Genomic DNA, 19,040 nt, shown 5'->3' with positions numbered 1-19,040 from the left:
CGGGCCCTCGCTCGATCACCCCAGCCTGATCAATCCCGCCTGATGAACCCCGCCTGATGAACCCCGCCTGATCAACCCAGCCTGATCAACCCAGCAGGGACTTCTGGATCTTGCCCATCGCATTCCGGGGCAGTGATCCGACGGTACGGATCGCCCGCGGCCGTTTGTGGACCGACAGCTGGCCGGCGACCCAGTCGATCACTGCCCGTTCGTCGACCCGGTCACCGACCACGTAGGCGACGATCCGCTGGCCGAGATCCTGATCGGGTTCACCGACGACGGCGGCCTCCTCGATGCCGGGATAGTCCAGCAGCACCGCCTCGATCTCGCCGGCGCCGACCCGGTAGCCGCCGGACTTGATCAGATCCTGGGCCGCCCGGCCGACGATCCGATGTTGATCATGATCATCGACGGCGGCAACGTCACCGGTGCGGAACCAGCCGTCAGCGGTGAACGATTCGGCGGTGGCCTCCGGACGGCCCAGGTAGCCGTCGAAGACTGTCGTCCCGCGGATCTGCAGATCGCCGATGGCCTCACCATCGGTCGGCACCGGTCGGCCGTGATCGTCGACGATCCGGGCCTCGACACCGGTGATCGGGCTGCCGACCCAGCCGGGCCGTCCCTCGCCACCGGCCCGTGCGGCGAGGGTGATCAAGGTCTCGGTCATCCCGTACCGCTCGATCGGTCCCTGCCCGGCCAATGCCTTGACATCACGGAACACCGTGGACGGCAACCCGGCGCTGCCGGAGATCAACAGCCGAGCCGAGGACAGCGCCCGAGCCGCCCCGGGCGCGGCCGCGATCCGGCTCCAGACGGTCGGGACACCGAAGAACATGGTGCCGCCGCGCTCGGCCGCGGCGGCGTACAGCTCCGGCCGCGGCTTGCCGGTGTGGATCAGACGGCTGCCCACTCGGAGCGGTCCGAGCAGGCCGAGCACCAGGCCGTGCACGTGGAACAGCGGCAATCCCTGCACCAGGACGTCATCCGGCCCCCACTGCCAGGCCTCCGCCAGCCCGTCCAGCTGCGCTGCCAGGGCCCGCCGCGGGATCAACGCACCCTTGGGAGAACCGGTGGTGCCGGAGGTGTACATGATCATCGCCGTGCTGTCCGAGTCCGGTTCGGCGGGTGCCGTGGCCCGCTGCGCAGGATCGACGACGAACGACGGCAGCGTGGCCGGCAGATCGTCTGGACGGTCGCCGATCCAGATCGCTGCGCCGGAGTCGGTCAGCAGATGTGCCCGCTCCCGTGGGCCGGAATCGGGCGGAATCGGGACCGCCGGCACACCGGCCTGCAGGCAGCCCACGATGGCGATCGCAGTCGACAGTGTCGGAGTGGCCAGCACGGCGGCGGCCGGGGCTCCCGCAATCCGCGCAGCGACCGCGGCCGCCGCGCCGAAGAGGTCGGAACGGCCGATCGGGTCCCCGGCGATGGTGATCGCCGCGGACCCGTGGCCGGATACATCGCTGTCGGGGAACAATGACCCGGGGCTGTCGGGGAACAGTGCCATGGGCCCATCCTGCCCGACCTGGGTCAGTTGACCGGGCTCTCCCCCAGAGTCACCGTCGCCGACTGCTCGGCGCCGGTGCCGTCGGTCCAGGTGATCCGCACGGTGTCGCCCGGCTGCTGATCGGCCAGCGCTTCGGTGAGGTCGGACGCCGAGCCGATCGTCGTCGAGTCGACTCCGGTGATCAGATCGCCGGACGTCAGTCCCGCGGTGGCCGCCGGGGTGCCGTCCTCGACAGCGGCGACGGCGGCTCCGCCGGCACCGGTCGTGGTCCGCGGACCCGAGGTGCCGTTCAGGCTGCCGTCGAATCCCGAGCCGTACTGGTCGCCGTACTGATCCTGAGCCGCGGTGCTGTCGGTGACCTGGACTCCGAGGTAGGCCGCCGGACCGATCCTCACCTGGTCGGTCTCGTCGCCGGACTGGATCTGCTCGGCGATCGCCAGGGCGTTGTCGATCGGGATCGCGTAGCCGTCGATCTCGCTGCCCGACGAGGCTGCGGTGTCGATCCCGACGACTTCACCCTCGGAGTCCAACAACGGACCGCCGGAGTCGCCGGCCACCACGTCGGCATCGGTCTCGATCATCTTGGACAGGGTCTCGCTCTGCACCGGCCCCTCTGCTGCGGTGGTGATCTGAGCGTTCAGCGCGGTGACGTCACCGTCGGCGGCGGTCAGCGTGCCGGTTCCGCCGGCGTTGCCGACGGCGGTCACATCGTCGCCGACGGCGACCGCGTCGTCGTCCATGGTGGCCGTGCTCAGCCCGGAAGCGTTCTGCAGTTGCAGCACGGCGACGTCGGACGATTCGTCGGCGCCGACCAGTGCCGCGGTGTAGGTCTTGCCGGTGCTGGCGATCGTCACCTTGATCACCGTCGATCCCTCGACCACGTGGTAGTTGGTCAGGATCTCACCGTCGGCGGTCAGCACGATCCCGGTGCCGGCCGCTGCCGAACCGTCGTACAGTTCGGTGTCGATCAGGGCAACGCCCCGGGATTCGGCGGTGGTTGCCGCCTGCGAGTCGACGGTCGAACCGGCCGATCCGCCTTGTCCGCCCGATCCTCCCGAACGATTGCTGTCGTCGTTCTGGCCGTAGCCCCAGGAGCCGGCGCCGAAGCTGTTGCTGCCGAAGCCCGCTCCGGGGTAGTCCACCAGTCGGATCGCCGACGCCGTGCTCGGACCGATCGCCAGTCCCGCAATCAACAGACCCGAACCGGCCATCACGCCGAGCCGCCGGCCCCACCCACGTCCACCCATGTCATCACACCCTCTGGAAGAAGATCATCTGGATCCAGGAAAGGCGACGGACCGGTGATCTGCCTCGGAGCAGGCTTTGTGCTTGCTGTGAGTGTGGTGGACTGTCGGCGACTCGGCGTGGATTCAGTCCCAGGCTCAGCCCTTCACGCCGGCCGAGACATCGTTCTGCACGAAGTGTCGCTGGAAGATCACGAACAGCACGATCACCGGTACCGCCAATGCTGCGCCACCGGCCAGCAGTGCGCCGTACGGGTTGGTCAGGGTCGGCTGCAACGTGCCCATGAAGTTGGCCAAGGCGACGGCCAACGGCTGCTTGTCCGGATCCTTGGTGATCAGGAACGGCCAGAGGAACTCGTTCCACGGACCGATGAACGTCGTCAGCGCCACCGTCAACAGCGCAGGTCGGGCCAGCGGAACCGCGATCGAGGCGAGGATCCGGAATTCACCGGCACCGTCCATCCGAGCCGACTCGAACAGATCCTTCGGTAGCGAGACGAAGAACTGCCGGAAGATGATCACTGCACCCGAGCTGATCGCGGACGGCAGGATCATCCCGGCGAAGCTGTCGGACAGTCCGTAGCTGACGGTGACCATCACATACAGCGGAATCATCAGCAGTTGGAACGGCACGACCTGGACCAGCAGCGCGGCGGCGAAGACCACGCCGCGGCCGCGGAACTGCAGCGTCGCCAACGCGTAGCCGACCAGCATGCCGAAGAACAGGGTGCAGACCAGGACACCGGCTGTGTAGATGCCGGAGTTGACCAGTGATCGGCCGACGTTGATGAACCCGTTCATCTGGGCGAAGTTGTGCAAGGTCAGGTGTCCCGGGATCGGCAGCAGGCTGGACAGCCCGGAATCGGGGCTCTTCTGCAGCGATCCGATCAGCATGTACCAGAACGGGAAGAGGAAGACGATCGCGCCGACGCCGAGGCCGAGGTAGCGCAGGGTCTTGGATGCCACGGACATGTCGTCAGTCCCTCTCGATCAGGCGACGGGAGATCAAGGACACGGCGAGCACGACGACGATCAGGACCATCCCGATCGCCGATGCTGTGCCGGGCAGGTTCTGTTCGATGCCCTGCTGGTACATCAGCAACGCCGGCGTCATCGACGCACCATTGGGGCCACCGCCGCCGGTCAGCAGATACGGCTCGGTGAAGACGTTGGCACCGGTGATGATCGACAACATCACCACCAGACTGGTCACCGACCGCAACGACGGCACCGTGATCGACAGGAACGTGCGGAACCGGGACGCACCGTCGACAGCCGCGGCCTCGTACTGCTCGGAGCCGATGCTCTGCAGGCCGGCTAGGTAGAGCACCACGAAGAAGCCGAGCTGCTTCCAGGTCACGTAGACCGCGATCAGCGGCATCGCGATCGCACTGTTGGACAGCCAGGACGGGTCGGGAGCCAGCGGGCCGAGCAGGTTGTTGACCAGCCCGTCGCTGCCGAAGAGCAGCAGCCAGACACCGACCACCGCGACGCTGGCGGTGATGTAGGGCAGATAGTAGGCACTGCGGAAGAAGCCGCGGAACCTGAGCTTGGCATTCAGCAGTGTCGCCAACGGCAGAGCGATGATGACGGTCAGCGGAACGTTGATGATCAGGAAGATGCCGATATTGAGGAAAGCCCGCAGCACCAACGGGTCGGACAGCAGGTCGCTGAAGTTCCGCAAGCCCACGAAGGGGCGGTCGACCTCGACCCCGGGTGCGGCGAAGAACCACTCGTGGAAGGCCATCCACACCGCGTAGCAGAACGGATAGGCGAAGATCACCAACACGAAGATCACGTACGGCGCCGCGAACAGCGACCCCGCCGGTTGCCGGCCGAGGACCCGACGAAGTCCCGACGCTCTGGTCCCCGGTGCTCTGTCAGCCACGGTCGATCACTTCCTGGTGGCGAGATCATGGACCTTGGCTCCGGCTTCGGAGAAGGCCTCGCGGACGGTCTGGTTGCGGTAGACGACGGAGTTGGTCCAGGCGTCGCGAAAGGTCTGCCAGATCTGGATACTGTTCTGCACCTGCGGCGAATCCACCGCGGTCGGGACAGCGGCGGCGAATCGCGCATAGTCCGGATTGTCGGCGAAATATTGCGGGTAGCTCTGCTTCAGCTCACGACGCAGCGGCATCTGTCCGGTGTCCTTGAGCAGTGCACCGTCGGCTTCCTTGCTGGTCGTGGTCCTGAGGAAGTCCCACGCGGTCGCGCGGTTGGCACACGCCGTCATCAGGCCGACGTTCTTGGAGTCGCCGTAGGTCGGTGGCGGCTGGTCCGAGGGTTCGGGCGACGGCACCGCCACCGCACCCCAGTCCACCTGGTCGGCGTAGCTGGCGATCGCCCACGGACCGGCCAGGGCCATCGCCGCGTCGCCGGTGGCGAAGGGGTCGATGCCCTCCGGTGCACTTTCTCGCGGCGCAAGCCGTTCGTCGTAGAGGGTCTGATACAGCTTGCCCGCCGCCAGCCCCTGGACGCTGTCGAAGTTGGGATGGCCGTTGTCGCCGACCAACTGCTTGCCGGTCGCGGCGACGTAGAACGGGTAGAAGTCGCTCCACGGCGCGTAGTACTCGCTGCCCACCGACGGCCACATCGCATACTTCGCCGCTCCGGACTTCTTGATCTTGCGGGCCGCGGCGAGGACGCCGGCGTAGCTGTCCAGGCCGGGATCGTCGGGATCGAGGCCGGCCTTGGCGAAGGCCTTCTTGTTGTAGAACAGCTGGACCGGGTTGCTCTTCCACGGGAACTGGTAGTACTGACCGTCGGCGGAGGTGAACTGATCGGCGACCGGACCGGTTCGCTGTTCGATGTAGGCCTTGCCGCCCGGCATCGTGTCGAGCGGCACCAGACCGCCCTGCTTCTCGAAGTCCGGTTCGGCCGAAGGCGCGATGTTGTAGACCAGGCACGGTGCGTTGCCGGCGGTGATTGCAGCACGGAGCACCCCCTCCGACGTCGCGCCGGACGGAATCGGCAACACCCGGACCTCTTGATCGGTGTGGGTCTTGTTCCACTGTTCGGCCATCTGCTGACCCCAGCCGAGCTCCTGCTCGTTGCTGGACATCCAGACCGTGATCGGGCCGCGGGACGTGTCGGCCACGGCGGCCTCCGGTGATGACGCCTGCGCACACGAGGAGAGCACGACGGCTGCCATGGTGGTCACGGCCACAGCCGCGATCGCCCTTGTCCTGTTGAGCATGTCCTTCTTCCTCATCACGCCGGTGCTGGTCCGGTCGATCCGCGGACGGCGAGCTTGGCAGGCGCGATCTCGACATCCTCGGGCTGGTGCTGGTCGATCAGATCGAGCAGCAGGGCCGCGGCCTGCCGGCCGACCTCGGCCGGATCGGTGATCACCGTGGTCAGCGCCGGAGTCACGTACTGTCCGATCTCGATCCCGTCGTAGCCGGTGACCGAGACGTCGTCGGGGACGGCCAGTCCGAGCTGTCGTAGTTTTTGCATCGCGCCGATCGCCATCAGGTCGTTGGCGCAGACGATCGCCGTCGGTCGCGGGGTGTGTCCCAGCAGTCGTTCGGTCGCCGCTGCCCCGCCGGCGACGGTGAAGTCGGCGAACTCGACCGGGCCGGGCTGCAGCCCGCTGTCGATCATGGACTCCCGCCACGCGGTCAGCCGCTGCTCGGTGTGGATGACCGACGGCAACCCGCCCAGGTGTGCGATCTGCTGGTGGCCGAACGCCGCGAGGTGTCGGACGATCTGTGCGATCCCCTGCCGGTGGTCCTGCCGGACCACCGGTGTCGGAAAATCGGGCCCGGCCATCAGCGCGACGGCCGGCAGGCCCAGCTCCTCCAGTAGTGCAGGACGATGATCATCGAGCTCGAGATCGGACAGGATGACGCCGTCGACACGGCCCTCGGCGACCAGCCGACGGTAGCGGCGTACGGTCGATTCACGATCCTGACTGACCTGCAGGACCAGGGCCCGCTCACGGGGTTCGAGCGCGGCCTCGACGCCGGCGATGAAGGTGGAGAAGAACGGGTCGAGACTGAGCACCGAGGGATTGCGTTCGATCACCAGCCCGATCGCATAGGCCCGCCGGCCGGACAGACTCCGAGCACGCACCGACGGGATCCAACCGAGTCGTCGGGCGACCTGTTGGATGTGCTGCCGGGTCGTGTCGGAGACGCCGGGCTGTCCATTGAGCGCGAAGGACACCGAGGTGATCGACACTCCGGCTTCGCGGGCGATGTCGGAGATGGTGATCTTGGACATCCGTTCCCCTCCTCGCCTCATCCTTGCCGGCAGTCAGTCACCAAAGCGCTTTAGTTGCAGGGTAACTCCGGGCCGCAATCACCACAACCCCGGACGCGGCTCTTGATACAGACATGCGAGGAAGCCCTTGCATCACTGGCTTCCCAGCATCGTCCTGGTCTAGGCTGCCCTGTGCCGGAAAGGAACTCCGGCTACTAAAACTTTAGTTGAGAGGTTCGCCAGGATGTCATCTGCCGCCCCGCGGTTCCCGCTCGGCCCGTTCACGCCGTACGGGGAGAACCCGATCATGCGACCCCGTGGCGACAGCTGGGAGTCGAGCAATCTCTACAACCCGGCGGCGATCGTCGAGGACGGTCAGGTGCTGCTGCTCTACCGTGCACATGCCGAGGACATCGTCTCCCACGTGGGGTTGGCGCGCAGCGACGACGGCTACCACTTCGAACGGGAGGACCAGCCGATCCTGTCCCCTGAGCATGACTACGAGAGCCACGGCTGTGAGGATCCGCGGATCAGCAAGATCGACGGCACCTTCTACCTGACCTACACCGGGTACGACGGCACCACCGCGCAGCTCTGCCTGGCGACCTCCACCGATCTCCACTCCTGGACCAAGCACGGGCCGATCCTTCCCGAAGGCTTCGACACCTTCGCGCCGGTTTCCGGCAACACCGGGCGGACCTGGAGCAAGGCCGGCGTCATCCACCCGAACAAGATCGACGGCCGGTACTTCATGTACTTCGGCGAGGGCGCGATCTTCTACGCCACCTCCGAGGACCTGATCCACTGGACGCCGTGCCCCAACGACCAGCCGATCTACACCCCGACCAAGGGCGACTGGGACGAAGCGCTGGTGGAGATCGGCGCTGTTCCGGTGCAGACCGACGACGGCTTGTTGATCTTCATGATCAACGGAGCGCGAGCCGGCGAGCAGACCAGGGTGGACTACCGCTGCGGCCAGATCGCCATTGCCTTGAACGAGCCGACCCAGGTGATCGCCAAGATGACCCGGCCGTGGCTGCGACCGCAGACCTTCGAGGAGCTGAACGGGCTGGTCTCCAACGTGACCTTCGTCGAGGGCCTGGTCTGGTTCAAGGACCGGTGGCTGGCCTACTACGGTCAAAGTGACACCACCCTCGCCGTCGCCGAGTACGTCCCCGGCCGGGACAGCTACAACGCCTGAGGGCGTTGTAGCTCGGATCGTGATCTTGGAGCCTTTGCGGTGAGGTCGACCGGCTGTTTCACTGTCTGACGACGACATAAGTCGGGACCGTGGGGTTGCCAGATGGAGACACTTCCGCAACGACTGCTGGTGGAGGTCCGCCACCGGTACGGCGTCAACGCTGTCGACACCGAGGCGATCCACGGCGGCTCCGCGAGCAAGTTGTGGCGTCTGGATTCCGAGCCCGCGGTGGTGCTCCGCCTGTCGCAGTACTACGGACTGCAAGATCAGCAACGGTCCTGCAGGATCGCCGCCGAGCTTGCCCGCAGCGTCGCCGAGGTGATCCCCGCGATCGTCGGATCCGACGGTGAGTCTGTGTTTGTCTGGAACGGTCGACCGATCACGCTGTGGCCGTTTGTTCAGGGTAGGTCGCTCGACAGGCAGAACCGTGATGAACTCCGGCGGGCCGGTGACCTCCTCGCGCGACTACACAGGGCGTCAAGCGGTCCCACCGGTCGAGCATCCGGCCGGTTGGTCGTGCGAATCACTGGCCGCGGTTGTCGTGGTCAGCGGTCGGGTGCGACTGCATCGTGGGCCGCTCGCCCTCCTGCAACTCGTGCGGCGTAGCCGGGCTCCAGCCGAGGTCGTCAGAATCGGATCGGCAGGCGCGTGACCTTGGTCGTCCACAGATCTCTGCGACCTTGGTGATGATCCGGCAGGACTGTCGGTGCCGGGTGAGACGATGGCGACGCCGATCATTGCGACCTTGATCAACTAGTCACGGGATGGAGGATTTACCCTTGTTTTGTTGGGATATCTCATGATCAACTCTTGAACACGATTGACTGTTCGAGTACAATCCGGGTATGGCCACGGAAGTCCATGAGCCCGCAGGGCTCCCCACCGATCCGGTGATCGGTGGGCGTGCGGATGCCGACGGCCAAGCAGTGAGTTGCGAAGCGACACCGTCTGCACCAACTGCCCCGGTCGGCACCGCAGCGACGGGCAACCCGCCCGGGTCGATGTCGGGCACGGACGAGGCCGCCGCCGAAAGGACGACGCCCGACAGCAAAGTACCTACCGGCGCAGCATCCGCCAGTTCCGTGTCCGACGGTTCTGTATCCGCCAGTTCCGTGTCCGACAGTGCAGTGTCCGCCAGTTCTGTGTCCGGCAGTGCAGTGTCCGCCGGTGAGGTGCTTGATAGGGCGGCGACGGACAACGCTGTCGCCGTCGGTGCGGCGGCCGTCAGTGCCGCGGCCAACGGTCCGGCCGTCGACGACGTCGGGGCCGACAGCCGACCACTGATGGCCCGACGGCCAACGGTCCGACCACCGACGACGCGGCGACCAACACGTCGATGGCTGACAACGTCGCGAACGACAGCCCCGCGACTGACAGCCCGACAGCCGACAGGCCCGCGGCTGACGACCCGACAGCCGACGATCCGATCACGAGATCGGCGGAAGCCTTGTTGGCCGAGTTGGATCGGGCAGTTGCGGGTTTGATTGCCGGGGTGTCGGCCGAGGAACTCACCGTGGTGGGTGATGACCGGTTGGTCGGGTTTATCGGCCGGCTGGAGGAGGTGCGGAACCGGCTCGGGCTGGTCGATCACGAGATCGTGCACGCCTGCCAGGCCACCGACCTGCCGCACCGGCTCCAGTTGCGCACGGTGGCGAACCTGTTGGGACAGGTGACCCGGATCCAACCCGGCCAGGCCCATGCCCGGGTCCGGGCCGCCGACACGCTCCGGGCAGGCCGTTCGATGACCGGTGAACCCCTGGCCCCGACATGGCCCCGGCTGGCCGCCGCCGTCGCCAGCGGTCTGGTGCCGCCGGTGCAGGCCGACATCGCCCTGCGCTGCCTGTCGAGGATCGAACGACTGCCGTGGACCAACCGAGAAGCCGTCGAGATCGCCGAGGCCGAGTTGGCGGCCGGGGCGGTGGTGTTCCCACCCCGCGAGTTCGCCGAAATCGTGCAACGCGTCACCGACCACAACGATCCCGACGGCACCCTGGCCGACGACCAACTCCACGAAGCCACCCGGCGGGTCACCTTCTACCAAGCCCGCGACGGCTCCTGGCGGATGGAAGCCCGCTTCACCCCGACCGTCGGCGCCCAGATCAACGCCGTCATCGGACCCCTGACCAAACCCCAACACGGCCCGGACGGCCAAGACCTCCGCAGCCCCGAAGAACGCGCCCACGACGCGATCGCCGACGTGTTCGCCCGGATCCTGCGCGCCGGCGATGCCCCCGCTGCGGGTGGGGTGCCGGCCACCGTCGTGGTCACCATCGACTACCGACACCTCCTCGACGACACCGGGTACGGCAGGTTGCCCGACGGGACCCCGATCGCCCCCAGCACCCTGCTCAAGTTGGCCTGTGAGGCCGACATCATTCCCGTCGTCCTCGGAGCCTTCGGCGAGGTGCTCGACCTCGGACGAAATCACCGGGTGGCGAACAAGACCCAAACGATGGCGTTGATCGCCCGCGACAAGGGCTGTTCGTTCCCGTCCTGTGGTCGACCCGCGGCCTGGTGTGAACGACACCACATCATCGGCTGGGAGATCGGCGGACTGACAGATCTGACCAATCTCACCCTGCTGTGTCGCTATCACCACCAGCACTTCCAACGCCAAGGCTGGCAATGCGACATGATCGACGGCCTGCCCTGGTGGATCCCTCCCCGCTGGATCGACCCCGACCAAACACCCATGATCAACAACCGCATCCGACCACCCGAACCACACCGCAGGACCTGAGCGCCCCACGGGCAGTCCGAGAACAGGGATCCAGCAGCGCAGCACAAAGGGAGGCGACCCGGGTCACCGGACCAGTTAGCTGTCAGAGGTACTTGCGCGCCTCGCGGATGGACAGCGGCGAGAGCTGTTCGGCGTGCTCATCGACGAACCGGCGGACCCAGGCCGCTGCTTCCGGGCCGTGCTTGCTGTGTGAGCGCAGCGCCCAGCCGATCGCCTTGCGGATGAAGAACTCCTCGCCGAACGGGGACCCCGTGAGGTTGTTCTCGATCACCTCGGCGAGGAGCTGCTCGTCGAGTGTCCGGTGTCGCTCCTGGCTCAGGATCGCCGAACGGCGCACCCACAGCTGATCGGCCATCGACCACGCCCGCATCGTGTCGGCAACATCCGGGTCCGCGGCCAGCACCGCGCCGACGAGATGTTGGGAGATCTCATCCACGACGTCCCACCAGGCGCCGTTCTCGATCAACTCGCGATACAGCGGCAGCGCGTCGGCAGACGTCGCCCAACCACGAAAACGACGATGCTGCGCCAGGCTGATCGCGACATACCACTCCTCGCGGAATCGTGCACCGTGCCACAGCTGCCGGATCGCTGCCTGCCAAGCCTGGACATCGGCGAAGCCGACCTCTGCGAACCAGTCGCGCTGCAGCCGCCGCAACTCGGGGCGCGCAACACCTGCGTACGGCAACGCCGAATGCATGTACGCCTGCTGCTGCACGGCACGCTCTGACCCCCCTGCGGCGACAAGGTCATCGCGGATCCGACGCTGCAACGACGTTGTGGCCGTCATCTCGTCAGGACCGCCCGGTCCGTTCCCGGTGCTGACATCCGGGCCAGCAACACGGCCGCCGCATCCCTTCTTCCAGCTCCTCCTGGGTCCGACGGATCCGCCGTTCCCGGGTGGCCGGCTGCTTGGCGTCCTCGACCCAGCAGATGAACTCGTTGCGCGCCAGCGGCGTGATGTCCTGCCACGCCTCCAGGGCAACGGCGTTGCCGGCGAGCGCGCTGCGCAGATCGTTCGGCAGCTGGTGCACCACACCGCCCGGCACGCGTTGACTGTTCATCCTGCAACGGTAGCCGCTGGACCATGATCAGCTCCAGCGTTCCGCACAGCGCGGCACCAAGGAGCGGCACAACGCGGCGAGCGAATTGGTCCGGCCAGCGGCGTCGGGAACTCCACTGAAGGCGATCACCACGTCATGAGTCGGCGAGACATACAGTCCCTGGCCACCGAATCCGGTCTTGATCATGTCCCCGTCGGCGTGGACGAGATTCCACTGGCCCGCAGGATGCGCACCATGCGGCCACTCGCCGTAGCTCGGAACGAGCTCATGCCGGTCCCGCCGGAGCATCGAGGCATAGCTCGCCGGCACCGCCAGCCGGTGTCCCGCGGATGCACCGGACGGCGTGAACAGTGTTCCGAACCGAGCAAGATCATCGACGGTCATGATCAAGCCGCCGTGCGCGACCGCGGTGCCGCGTCCGTTGACACAGAATGCCGCATCGTTGTCCAGCGCGAGGTGGTCCCAGACCAGTGACTGGACGGCGTCGACATAGTCGAGTCCGGTCACCCGCTCGACGACCCAGGCGAGCAGGAAGGTGTTCACCGACGTGTACTCGTACCGGGTGCCGGGCCGGCCGAGCCGCTGGAAGCCGAGCGTCAATTCGTAGGGACTGCTCGGTTGCTGCGCCGGCCGCCACCCCAGGCTGGCCTCGAACCGATAGAACGGGTGCGACGGATCCCGATAGGCTCCTGGGTCGCCGACCTCCGGGCAGACGACACCGGATGCCATGTCCAGCACATCCTGCAGCCGACAGTGCCGCCACTGTTCGCCGAGCTCGGGTAGGTAGTCACGAACAGAAGCCAGGTAGCGCAGTCGATCTTGATCGACGAGGACGCCGACGGCCAGCGACGCGACAACCTTCGACACCGACATCAACAAGTGCGGCACGGACGCCGACCCCATCGACCACCGCACGGCCGGCCGTCCACCGACCAGGACGGTGATCGCATCCACCAGCCCGGAACGGAGCTGCTCGGCCAGTTCGGCGAATTCCGCGATCGCCAGATCTGCCGGGTCGGTGCTGACCTCTGCCATCGTGTCCACCTCGGCCCGGCTGCCGGGGACCAGAGGTCGTACGGCGAAGAGTTGATCGGTGTGTCGATAACTCCAGGCCGACACGATCCCACCGAGGTCCCAGTTGGACAGGGTCAACTCCGGCGGCCTTGGCATGATCGTCATCGCGTCACTGTGACCGTGGCGAGAGCGGCTGTCAACCAGGTAACGACCACCCGATCAACTGCTCAGCCGAGCGGGCGATCATGGTCCTCAGCTCCGGCCCTGCGGCTCCAGGTCCTTGCTCCACAGGATCGCGCCGGAGTTGTCCCGCAGGTTGACCGTCATCACCTCACTGTCGGCAGCGATGGTGACCTGGCCGAAGAACTGGAACTCGGTCGCCGGCGAGGCGTTGGCGTAGTCGGGCGACTTGACGAACACCTGCTGGGCACGAACGTCTTGTCCACCGGGCTGGCCGGGAAGGAGCCGGCGTTCAGCGGTCCGCTGGTGAACTGCCAGAACGGATCGAAGTCGCTGAACGCCGCCTTGTCCGGATCGAAGTAGTGCGCAGCCGTGTAGTGCACGTCGGTGGTCACCCAGACGACGTTGCTGATCTTGTGCCGCTTGATGAAACGCAGGATCTCCGCGATCTGTAGCTCGCGCCCCATCGGCTGACCGTCGTCACCGTTGGACACCGACTCGTAGTCGGTGTCACCGTCCGCAACGATCTCCCCCAGCGGCAGGTCGTTGGAGATCACCTTCCAGGTCGCTCGGGAGTGCAGCAGTTCACGTTCCAGCCAACGCTGCTGTCGCAAACCCAGGATGCCGCCGTCGTTGAACTCCTGACGGTTCGGAGAGTTCGGATCCTTGTACCAGCGCATGTCCAGCACGAACACGTCCAACAGCGGCCCCTGATGCAAGGTCCGGTAGACCCGCCCGTCGTCGGAGTAGCGCGGGTTGATCGGGACGTACTCGTGGTAGGCCTGCTGGGCGCGATACTTCAGCACGTCGACCCGCTTCTCGGTGTAGGCGTCGTCGTCGAGGATCTCGCCCGGGTACCAGTTGTTGTGGGTCTCATGATCATCCCACTGCTGGATCTGCGCGACCTCGGCGTAGAACCTCTTGATGTTCTCGTCGGTCAGGTTGTACTTGTAGTTGCCGCGGTATTCGTCCAGTGTCTCGGCGACCTTCGACTTCTCCTCGGTCACCAGGTTGTGCCAGATCTGCCCGTCGGGCATCTCCTGGGTGGCCTCGATCGGACCGTCGGAGTAGATGTTGTCGCCGTTGCAGATGTAGAAGTCGGGTGACAACTTCCGCATCTGTTCGAAGATCCGGAATCCGCCGCGGTCGACGTCGATCCCCCAGCCCTGACCGGCAAGATCACCGGACCAGACGAAGGAGACGTCGCCCTTGCGCCTGCTGACGGTGCGAAACCGTCCGGTGAGCTGTTGACCGGCAAGATCATGATCACCACGACCGTACGGCGTCACCCGATAGTAGACTTCGGTGCCCGACGGCAGCCCGTGCAGCACGGTCTTGCCGGTGAAGTCGGTCTCGGCCCGCAGTCGCGCACCCGGGATGGTGTGCGAACGGCGGAACTCGGGATCGAGACTGACCTCGACGAACATCCGAGCCTCCCGATCGGCCCTGGTCCAGATCGTCGCCGAGTCGGCCGTCACATCGCCACTCTGCAGTCCGTGGGTCAGGCTCGGCCGCCCACCGCGGCCCAGCCGGGGAGTCGCGGAGGCGGACGGCAGGCCGGAGTCGATCAGACCACTCCCGACAATCAGACCCCCGGCTCCCAAGGCTCCGCCGAGCAGCGTGCGGCGAGAAACGGGGAGCTGACGACCAGCATCGGGCAGCGACATGACGACCTCCAGGCGAACGGCAGAATCCGACAGCCGTCATGCCTATCCCGGGATCGCGAACTCCCGATGATCACCCGGTAACAGGATCAGGTCATTGCACCGACGACTCGACAGCCCGGATGGTCGCGACCGCAGTCCGGACGTAGCTGCGCTCATCGAAGTCGGGGAACACATTCCGCTGGATCACATAGCCGCTCATGATCGAGATCAGCAGCTGGATCGTCTCCTCGGCCCACCGGGTGGCCCGTCGACCGCTCATCCCCGCGCTGGTCCGTGCCCACCGCTGCAACGGGTCGAAGAAGCCCTTCTTGATCGCCCTCATCTGATCCTGCATCAGTCCGAGCACCACCGGATTGACCGCTGCCTCGGCCCAGAACTGGATGATCAACGTGCTCAGCAGGGTGCCGTCCTCGATGGAGGACTCGCCGATCGTGGTCAGCGCGATCTCGACGATCCGTGATGGAGCGGGCGTCTCGCCGTTGCGCTCGAACGTCTCCATGGTGCGCAGGAGCTGGCTCTGCACCAGCGACGCGGCGACCGAGACCAGGATCTCGTCCTTGCTCCTGAAATGGTTGTAGATCGCTCCCGCCGACAGTCCGGACTCGTTGATGATGTCGGCCATCGACGTCTGGTGGACGCCCTTGGTCACGAAGCAGCGGGAAGCCGCTGCGGTGATCTCGGCACGACGGTCGCTTCGGTACTGCGCTGTGACTTTGGGCACGCACCCAGCATAAAAACGAATGATCGTTCTTGACAAGCAGTCGCGACAGGTGCTCAATGGAATCAAGAACGAACATTCGTTTTTAGGAGCATCCGATGTCCGGCACAACCCACAGACCAGCGCTCAGAAACCGAACCGACGCTGATCCCGCAACACCCGCAGCCACGCCCACCGCAGAGAACGTCGTCGATCCCGACGACCGGGACCCCGAGCCGACCGATGTTGCGGCCGGCCATCGCCGGCCGCCGTACGCGAAGTCACTGGCCGTAGCACTGGCTGCCGCGGCAGCCGTCGCAGGCATTCTGATCGCCTTCAGCTGGCCGACCCTGACCGCCGAGCCGCGCGACGTACGACTGGCGATCACCGGACAGCCGCAGCTCGTCCAACAGGTCGGTGGAGCGCTCTCCCGGCAGGCCGACGGCGGTCTCGACCTCCAGGTCGTCGTGGACCGTGACGCTGCGATCAGCCAGATCAGGCAGCGCGAGGTCGTCGGGGCGTTGATCCTCGAACCGCGCGCACCCGAGGTGCTGATCGCCTCGGCCGCCGGCACCGGCCCCACCCAATTGATGAATCGGCTCAGTGACGACCTTCGGGCGCGACTGACCCAGCAGGCGACTGCCGCACATCAACCACCACCGAAACTCACGATCACCGATCTCGTCCCGTACGCTGCCGACGACTCGAGCGGCACCCGGTTGATGATCGCCGCACTGCCGCTGGTGATCGGTGGCGTCCTGGGCGGAGCGCTGCTGTCGATCGCGCTGACCGGTCGCGGCCAGCAACTGGTCGGGCTCGGCGGGTTCGCTGTCGCCGGCGGCTTCGGGCTGGCCGCGATCCTGCATTACTGGTACGGCGCGCTGCCCGGCGACTACCCGGTCTTCGCATCGGTCATCGCCCTCGCCCTGCTGGCGATGGCGTCGGTGGTGATCGGACTGCGTCGACTGCTCGGGCGTGCCGGTATCGGTGTCGCCGCGGCACTCTTCATCCTCGGCGGCAACCCGATCTCCGGTGCGAGCGTCCCCCGGGAGTTCCTCCCCGAGCCCTGGGGTGCCGTCGGACAGGCGATGCCACAGGGTGCAGCGGCGAACCTGCTGCGCGACCTCGCCTACTTTCCCGATGCCGCGATCGGGACCGGTTGGCTGGTGCTGGGCTGCTGGGCGTCAGCAGGACTGCTGTTGATCATGATCGCAGGTCGACCTCAGCGGGCCGCGATGCCGACCGCGACCGACAGCACAGCAACCAGCAGGTAGCCGACGGTGACCAGGGTGTCGCGACGTCGCCAGCGCGACTCCCGGGCAACCGTCCGCCGGACCCCGGAGTCGAATCCGCGGGAGTCCATCGCGGCCGACAGCCTGGTCGCCCGGCGGACGGCGGCGACCAGAACCGCGGACAGCGAGCCGACGAACAGACCGACCGCCTGCAACGGATTGCGGCCGATCAGACCACGGGTCCGGCGGGCGGCGCGGGACTGCCGAAGATCGCCGAGCACCAACGGCGCCATCCGCAGCGCGGCCAGCGAGCCGACCGCAATCCGCGGCTTTGCCCGCCATTGGGTCACCAGGGCGTCGGCGAGATCGGTCGGGTCGATCCGGGCGAACAGCACCACCCCCGGAATCGCCAGCGCCAGCAGCCGCAGCGCGACCGCTGCTGCCGCGGCCAGTCCATCGGAGGTGATCCAGATCGGCCCGGTTTGGATCAGCGTCACACCGGATCTGAGGTCGGTGAACAGCAGGTTGGCGACGATGATCCCGGCCAATGCGCCGGCCAACGGCCAGGCCCGCATCGCCCACTCCCGGGGCGACAGCCGGGCCAACAGCAGCAGGGGCAGTTCGGCGATGATCATGATCACCGACGCCCACGGCGACAGGGTGACGATCATCGCTACGGCGACGATCGCGATCACCAACACGCTGACCAGCGGATTGAGCGTCTGCAGCACCGTGCGCCGCCCGGCGGCGACGGCTCCGAACGTCATCGGGCCACCTCCGGGACCGCCGCGGCTCGATCGTCCTCGGGACGGGTCAGGGCGATGATCTGATCGGGCAACGCCCGGATGAGCAGTCGGTCGTGCGACACACACACCAGGGCGATGCCGTCGTCGGCGAGCTCGGAGAACAACCGAGCCAGTTCGATCCAGGTCCGACGATCCTGCCCGAAGGTCGGCTCGTCCAAGATCACCACCCGCGGCCTGCCGGCCAGCGCCGTGGCCACCGAGAGCCGGCGCTTCTCGCCGCCGGAGAGGGTGAACGGGTTGGCATCGGCCAGGCCCGCCAGGCCGAGCCGTTCCAGTAGCTCGTCGGCCCGCTCGGCGTAGGCCCGTCGGCTGTGTCGCGGCCCGAGGGCAACCTCGTCGGCCACCCGGCCGGTGAGGAACTGGTGCTCGGGGTTCTGGAAGACCGTGCCGATCCGAGCGGCGAGTTGCTCCGACGGCCAGCGACGGATCGGCCGGGCGGCCGTCCGCGGGCGCATCCCGGACACCAGCTCGGCACTCGGTGCGACCACGCCGAGTTGTGGTGCCGCCAGACCCGACAGCATGCCGGCCAGCGTCGACTTGCCGACCCCGTTCGGGCCGATGATGCCGGTCACCGAACCGGCCGTGATGCTGAGCTCGACCGGGCCGGGCAACAGCGGACCGTCGGCGGCGTAGCGTCGCTGCGGCGCCTCGACGCGAAGCAGTTCGACCCCGGACCTCGCCGCGGCACGGTCGGCCGACCAGGGAAGTCGATCATCGACCCAGACGCCGTTGGCGGCGAGTCGATCATGCTGCTCGGCCAACACGCGCTGGGGATCCCCGTCGGCGATCACACCGTGTGCGGGATCGATCACGACCACCCGATCGACCAGCGCAAGGACCGGGGTGATCCGATGCTCGATCATGATCATGGTCGCCGACCGGTCGGCGGTGACGGCGGCGATCGCGTCGATCACCTGCTCCGCACCGTCCGGGTCCAGATTGGCGGTCGGCTCGTCGAGCAGCAACAACCCGGGGTCGAGCGCGAGCACGCCGGCCAGCACCAGTCGTTGCCGTTCGCCGCCGGAGAGCGCCCGGGTCGGCCGATCCAGCGGATAGCGGAATCCCACCGCCGCCAGGGCTCGACGGACCCGCGGCCAGATCTGCTCGCGGGGGACGCCGGCGTTCTCCAGCCCGAACGCGACCTCGTCCCCGCAGCGATTCATCACCAGCTGGCTGTCGGGGTCCTGGAAGACGATGCCGGTGCGGGACAGACCGTGGCCGCCCGAGGCGGGCGTCGGTGCGGCGCCGTCGACGGTGATGCTGCCTTCGACGTCACCGGTCTCGGAGTCGAGCAGGCCGGCGATCGCGTGCAGCAGCGTCGACTTGCCCGCACCCGACGGCCCGAGCAGCAACACTCGCTCCCCTGGCTCGATCCGCAGATCGATGCCGCGGACCGCCCAGTCGGGACGGATCAGATGGCGGAAGCCGAAACCCTGCAGGCGGACCCGGCTCGGAGGAGGACCAGCAGCCATGTGTGACGCCGCC

Annotated in this window: 17 protein-coding genes; 4 read left to right on the top strand and 13 right to left on the bottom strand. The window is 67.0% G+C overall.

Going from position 1 to position 19,040, the window contains the following annotated elements; genetic code table 11:
- Nucleotides 1–85: 85 nt before the first annotated feature.
- The 6 genes from BLU38_RS25415 to BLU38_RS25390 form a co-directional block, all read right to left on the bottom strand.
- Nucleotides 86–1,507 carry an AMP-binding protein gene (locus BLU38_RS25415; protein ID WP_091528802.1) on the bottom strand — a complete coding sequence of 474 codons (1,422 nt, stop codon included), beginning with the start codon at nucleotides 1,505–1,507 and terminating at the stop codon, nucleotides 86–88.
- A gap of 23 nt (nucleotides 1,508–1,530) precedes the next feature.
- Nucleotides 1,531–2,754, bottom strand: coding sequence for a S1C family serine protease (locus BLU38_RS25410; RefSeq protein WP_091528801.1), 1,224 nt, complete (start codon nucleotides 2,752–2,754; stop codon nucleotides 1,531–1,533).
- A 135-nt stretch (nucleotides 2,755–2,889) separates the two neighbouring features.
- Nucleotides 2,890–3,723, bottom strand: a complete 834-nt coding sequence (locus BLU38_RS25405) for a carbohydrate ABC transporter permease (protein WP_091528799.1) — start codon at nucleotides 3,721–3,723, stop codon at nucleotides 2,890–2,892.
- A gap of 4 nt (nucleotides 3,724–3,727) precedes the next feature.
- On the bottom strand, nucleotides 3,728–4,639 hold the full coding sequence (locus BLU38_RS25400; RefSeq protein ID WP_091528797.1) for a carbohydrate ABC transporter permease: 912 nt from the start codon (nucleotides 4,637–4,639) through the stop codon (nucleotides 3,728–3,730).
- Nucleotides 4,640–4,645: 6 nt separating this feature from the next.
- Nucleotides 4,646–5,947, bottom strand: coding sequence for an extracellular solute-binding protein (locus BLU38_RS25395; RefSeq protein ID WP_091533129.1), 1,302 nt, complete (start codon nucleotides 5,945–5,947; stop codon nucleotides 4,646–4,648).
- A 14-nt stretch (nucleotides 5,948–5,961) separates the two neighbouring features.
- Nucleotides 5,962–6,975 (bottom strand): LacI family DNA-binding transcriptional regulator, encoded by a 1,014-nt coding sequence (locus BLU38_RS25390; RefSeq protein WP_091528795.1) that lies wholly within the window; start codon nucleotides 6,973–6,975, stop codon nucleotides 5,962–5,964.
- A 223-nt stretch (nucleotides 6,976–7,198) separates the two neighbouring features.
- On the opposite strand from BLU38_RS25390, the gene BLU38_RS25385 reads away from it, so the two are divergent.
- The 3 genes from BLU38_RS25385 to BLU38_RS25375 all read left to right on the top strand — a co-directional run bounded on the left by BLU38_RS25385 (nucleotide 7,199) and on the right by BLU38_RS25375 (nucleotide 10,895).
- A complete protein-coding gene (locus BLU38_RS25385; RefSeq protein ID WP_091528793.1) occupies nucleotides 7,199–8,155 on the top strand; it encodes a glycoside hydrolase family 130 protein in 957 nt (318 codons plus the stop codon).
- Nucleotides 8,156–8,257: 102 nt separating this feature from the next.
- Complete coding sequence (locus BLU38_RS32435) at nucleotides 8,258–8,761, top strand: phosphotransferase (protein ID WP_091528790.1); 504 nt, start codon at nucleotides 8,258–8,260, stop codon at nucleotides 8,759–8,761.
- 886 nt (nucleotides 8,762–9,647) lie between these two features.
- Nucleotides 9,648–10,895 carry an HNH endonuclease signature motif containing protein gene (locus BLU38_RS25375; RefSeq protein ID WP_172836220.1) on the top strand — a complete coding sequence of 416 codons (1,248 nt, stop codon included), beginning with the start codon at nucleotides 9,648–9,650 and terminating at the stop codon, nucleotides 10,893–10,895.
- An 82-nt stretch (nucleotides 10,896–10,977) separates the two neighbouring features.
- On the opposite strand, the gene BLU38_RS25370 is transcribed toward BLU38_RS25375, so the two are convergent.
- The 5 genes from BLU38_RS25370 to BLU38_RS25350 form a co-directional block, all read right to left on the bottom strand.
- Nucleotides 10,978–11,685: a DNA alkylation repair protein gene (locus BLU38_RS25370; protein WP_091528784.1), complete on the bottom strand. Its 708-nt coding sequence runs from the start codon at nucleotides 11,683–11,685 to the stop codon at nucleotides 10,978–10,980.
- 4 nt (nucleotides 11,686–11,689) lie between these two features.
- Nucleotides 11,690–11,959: a YdeI/OmpD-associated family protein gene (locus BLU38_RS25365; RefSeq protein WP_091528782.1), complete on the bottom strand. Its 270-nt coding sequence runs from the start codon at nucleotides 11,957–11,959 to the stop codon at nucleotides 11,690–11,692.
- 27 nt (nucleotides 11,960–11,986) lie between these two features.
- Nucleotides 11,987–13,138, bottom strand: a complete 1,152-nt coding sequence (locus BLU38_RS25360) for a serine hydrolase domain-containing protein (RefSeq protein ID WP_091528780.1) — start codon at nucleotides 13,136–13,138, stop codon at nucleotides 11,987–11,989.
- A 161-nt stretch (nucleotides 13,139–13,299) separates the two neighbouring features.
- Nucleotides 13,300–14,820 carry an alkaline phosphatase D family protein gene (locus BLU38_RS25355; RefSeq protein WP_197679857.1) on the bottom strand — a complete coding sequence of 507 codons (1,521 nt, stop codon included), beginning with the start codon at nucleotides 14,818–14,820 and terminating at the stop codon, nucleotides 13,300–13,302.
- A gap of 91 nt (nucleotides 14,821–14,911) precedes the next feature.
- Nucleotides 14,912–15,541, bottom strand: a complete 630-nt coding sequence (locus BLU38_RS25350) for a TetR/AcrR family transcriptional regulator (RefSeq protein WP_157683708.1) — start codon at nucleotides 15,539–15,541, stop codon at nucleotides 14,912–14,914.
- Between the two features lie 95 nt (nucleotides 15,542–15,636).
- On the opposite strand from BLU38_RS25350, the gene BLU38_RS31065 reads away from it, so the two are divergent.
- Nucleotides 15,637–16,791: an ABC transporter permease gene (locus BLU38_RS31065; RefSeq protein ID WP_157683707.1), complete on the top strand. Its 1,155-nt coding sequence runs from the start codon at nucleotides 15,637–15,639 to the stop codon at nucleotides 16,789–16,791.
- Here BLU38_RS31065 and BLU38_RS25335 read toward each other — a convergent pair.
- Both BLU38_RS25335 and BLU38_RS25330 read right to left on the bottom strand, forming a co-directional pair.
- Nucleotides 16,740–17,516: an energy-coupling factor transporter transmembrane component T family protein gene (locus tag BLU38_RS25335; RefSeq protein WP_091528770.1), complete on the bottom strand. Its 777-nt coding sequence runs from the start codon at nucleotides 17,514–17,516 to the stop codon at nucleotides 16,740–16,742. The two genes, BLU38_RS31065 and BLU38_RS25335, sit on opposite strands and share 52 nt — an antisense overlap.
- Nucleotides 17,513–19,027: an ABC transporter ATP-binding protein gene (locus BLU38_RS25330; protein WP_091528767.1), complete on the bottom strand. Its 1,515-nt coding sequence runs from the start codon at nucleotides 19,025–19,027 to the stop codon at nucleotides 17,513–17,515. The genes BLU38_RS25335 and BLU38_RS25330 overlap by 4 nt, the downstream gene beginning before the upstream one ends.
- Nucleotides 19,028–19,040 lie beyond the last annotated feature (13 nt).

Source organism: Microlunatus soli (assembly GCF_900105385.1).
Taxonomy (GTDB): Bacteria; Actinomycetota; Actinomycetes; order Propionibacteriales; family Propionibacteriaceae; genus Microlunatus; species Microlunatus soli.
Note: the sequence above shows the minus strand (reverse complement) of the source record. Positions and strands in the feature narration are given on the sequence as shown.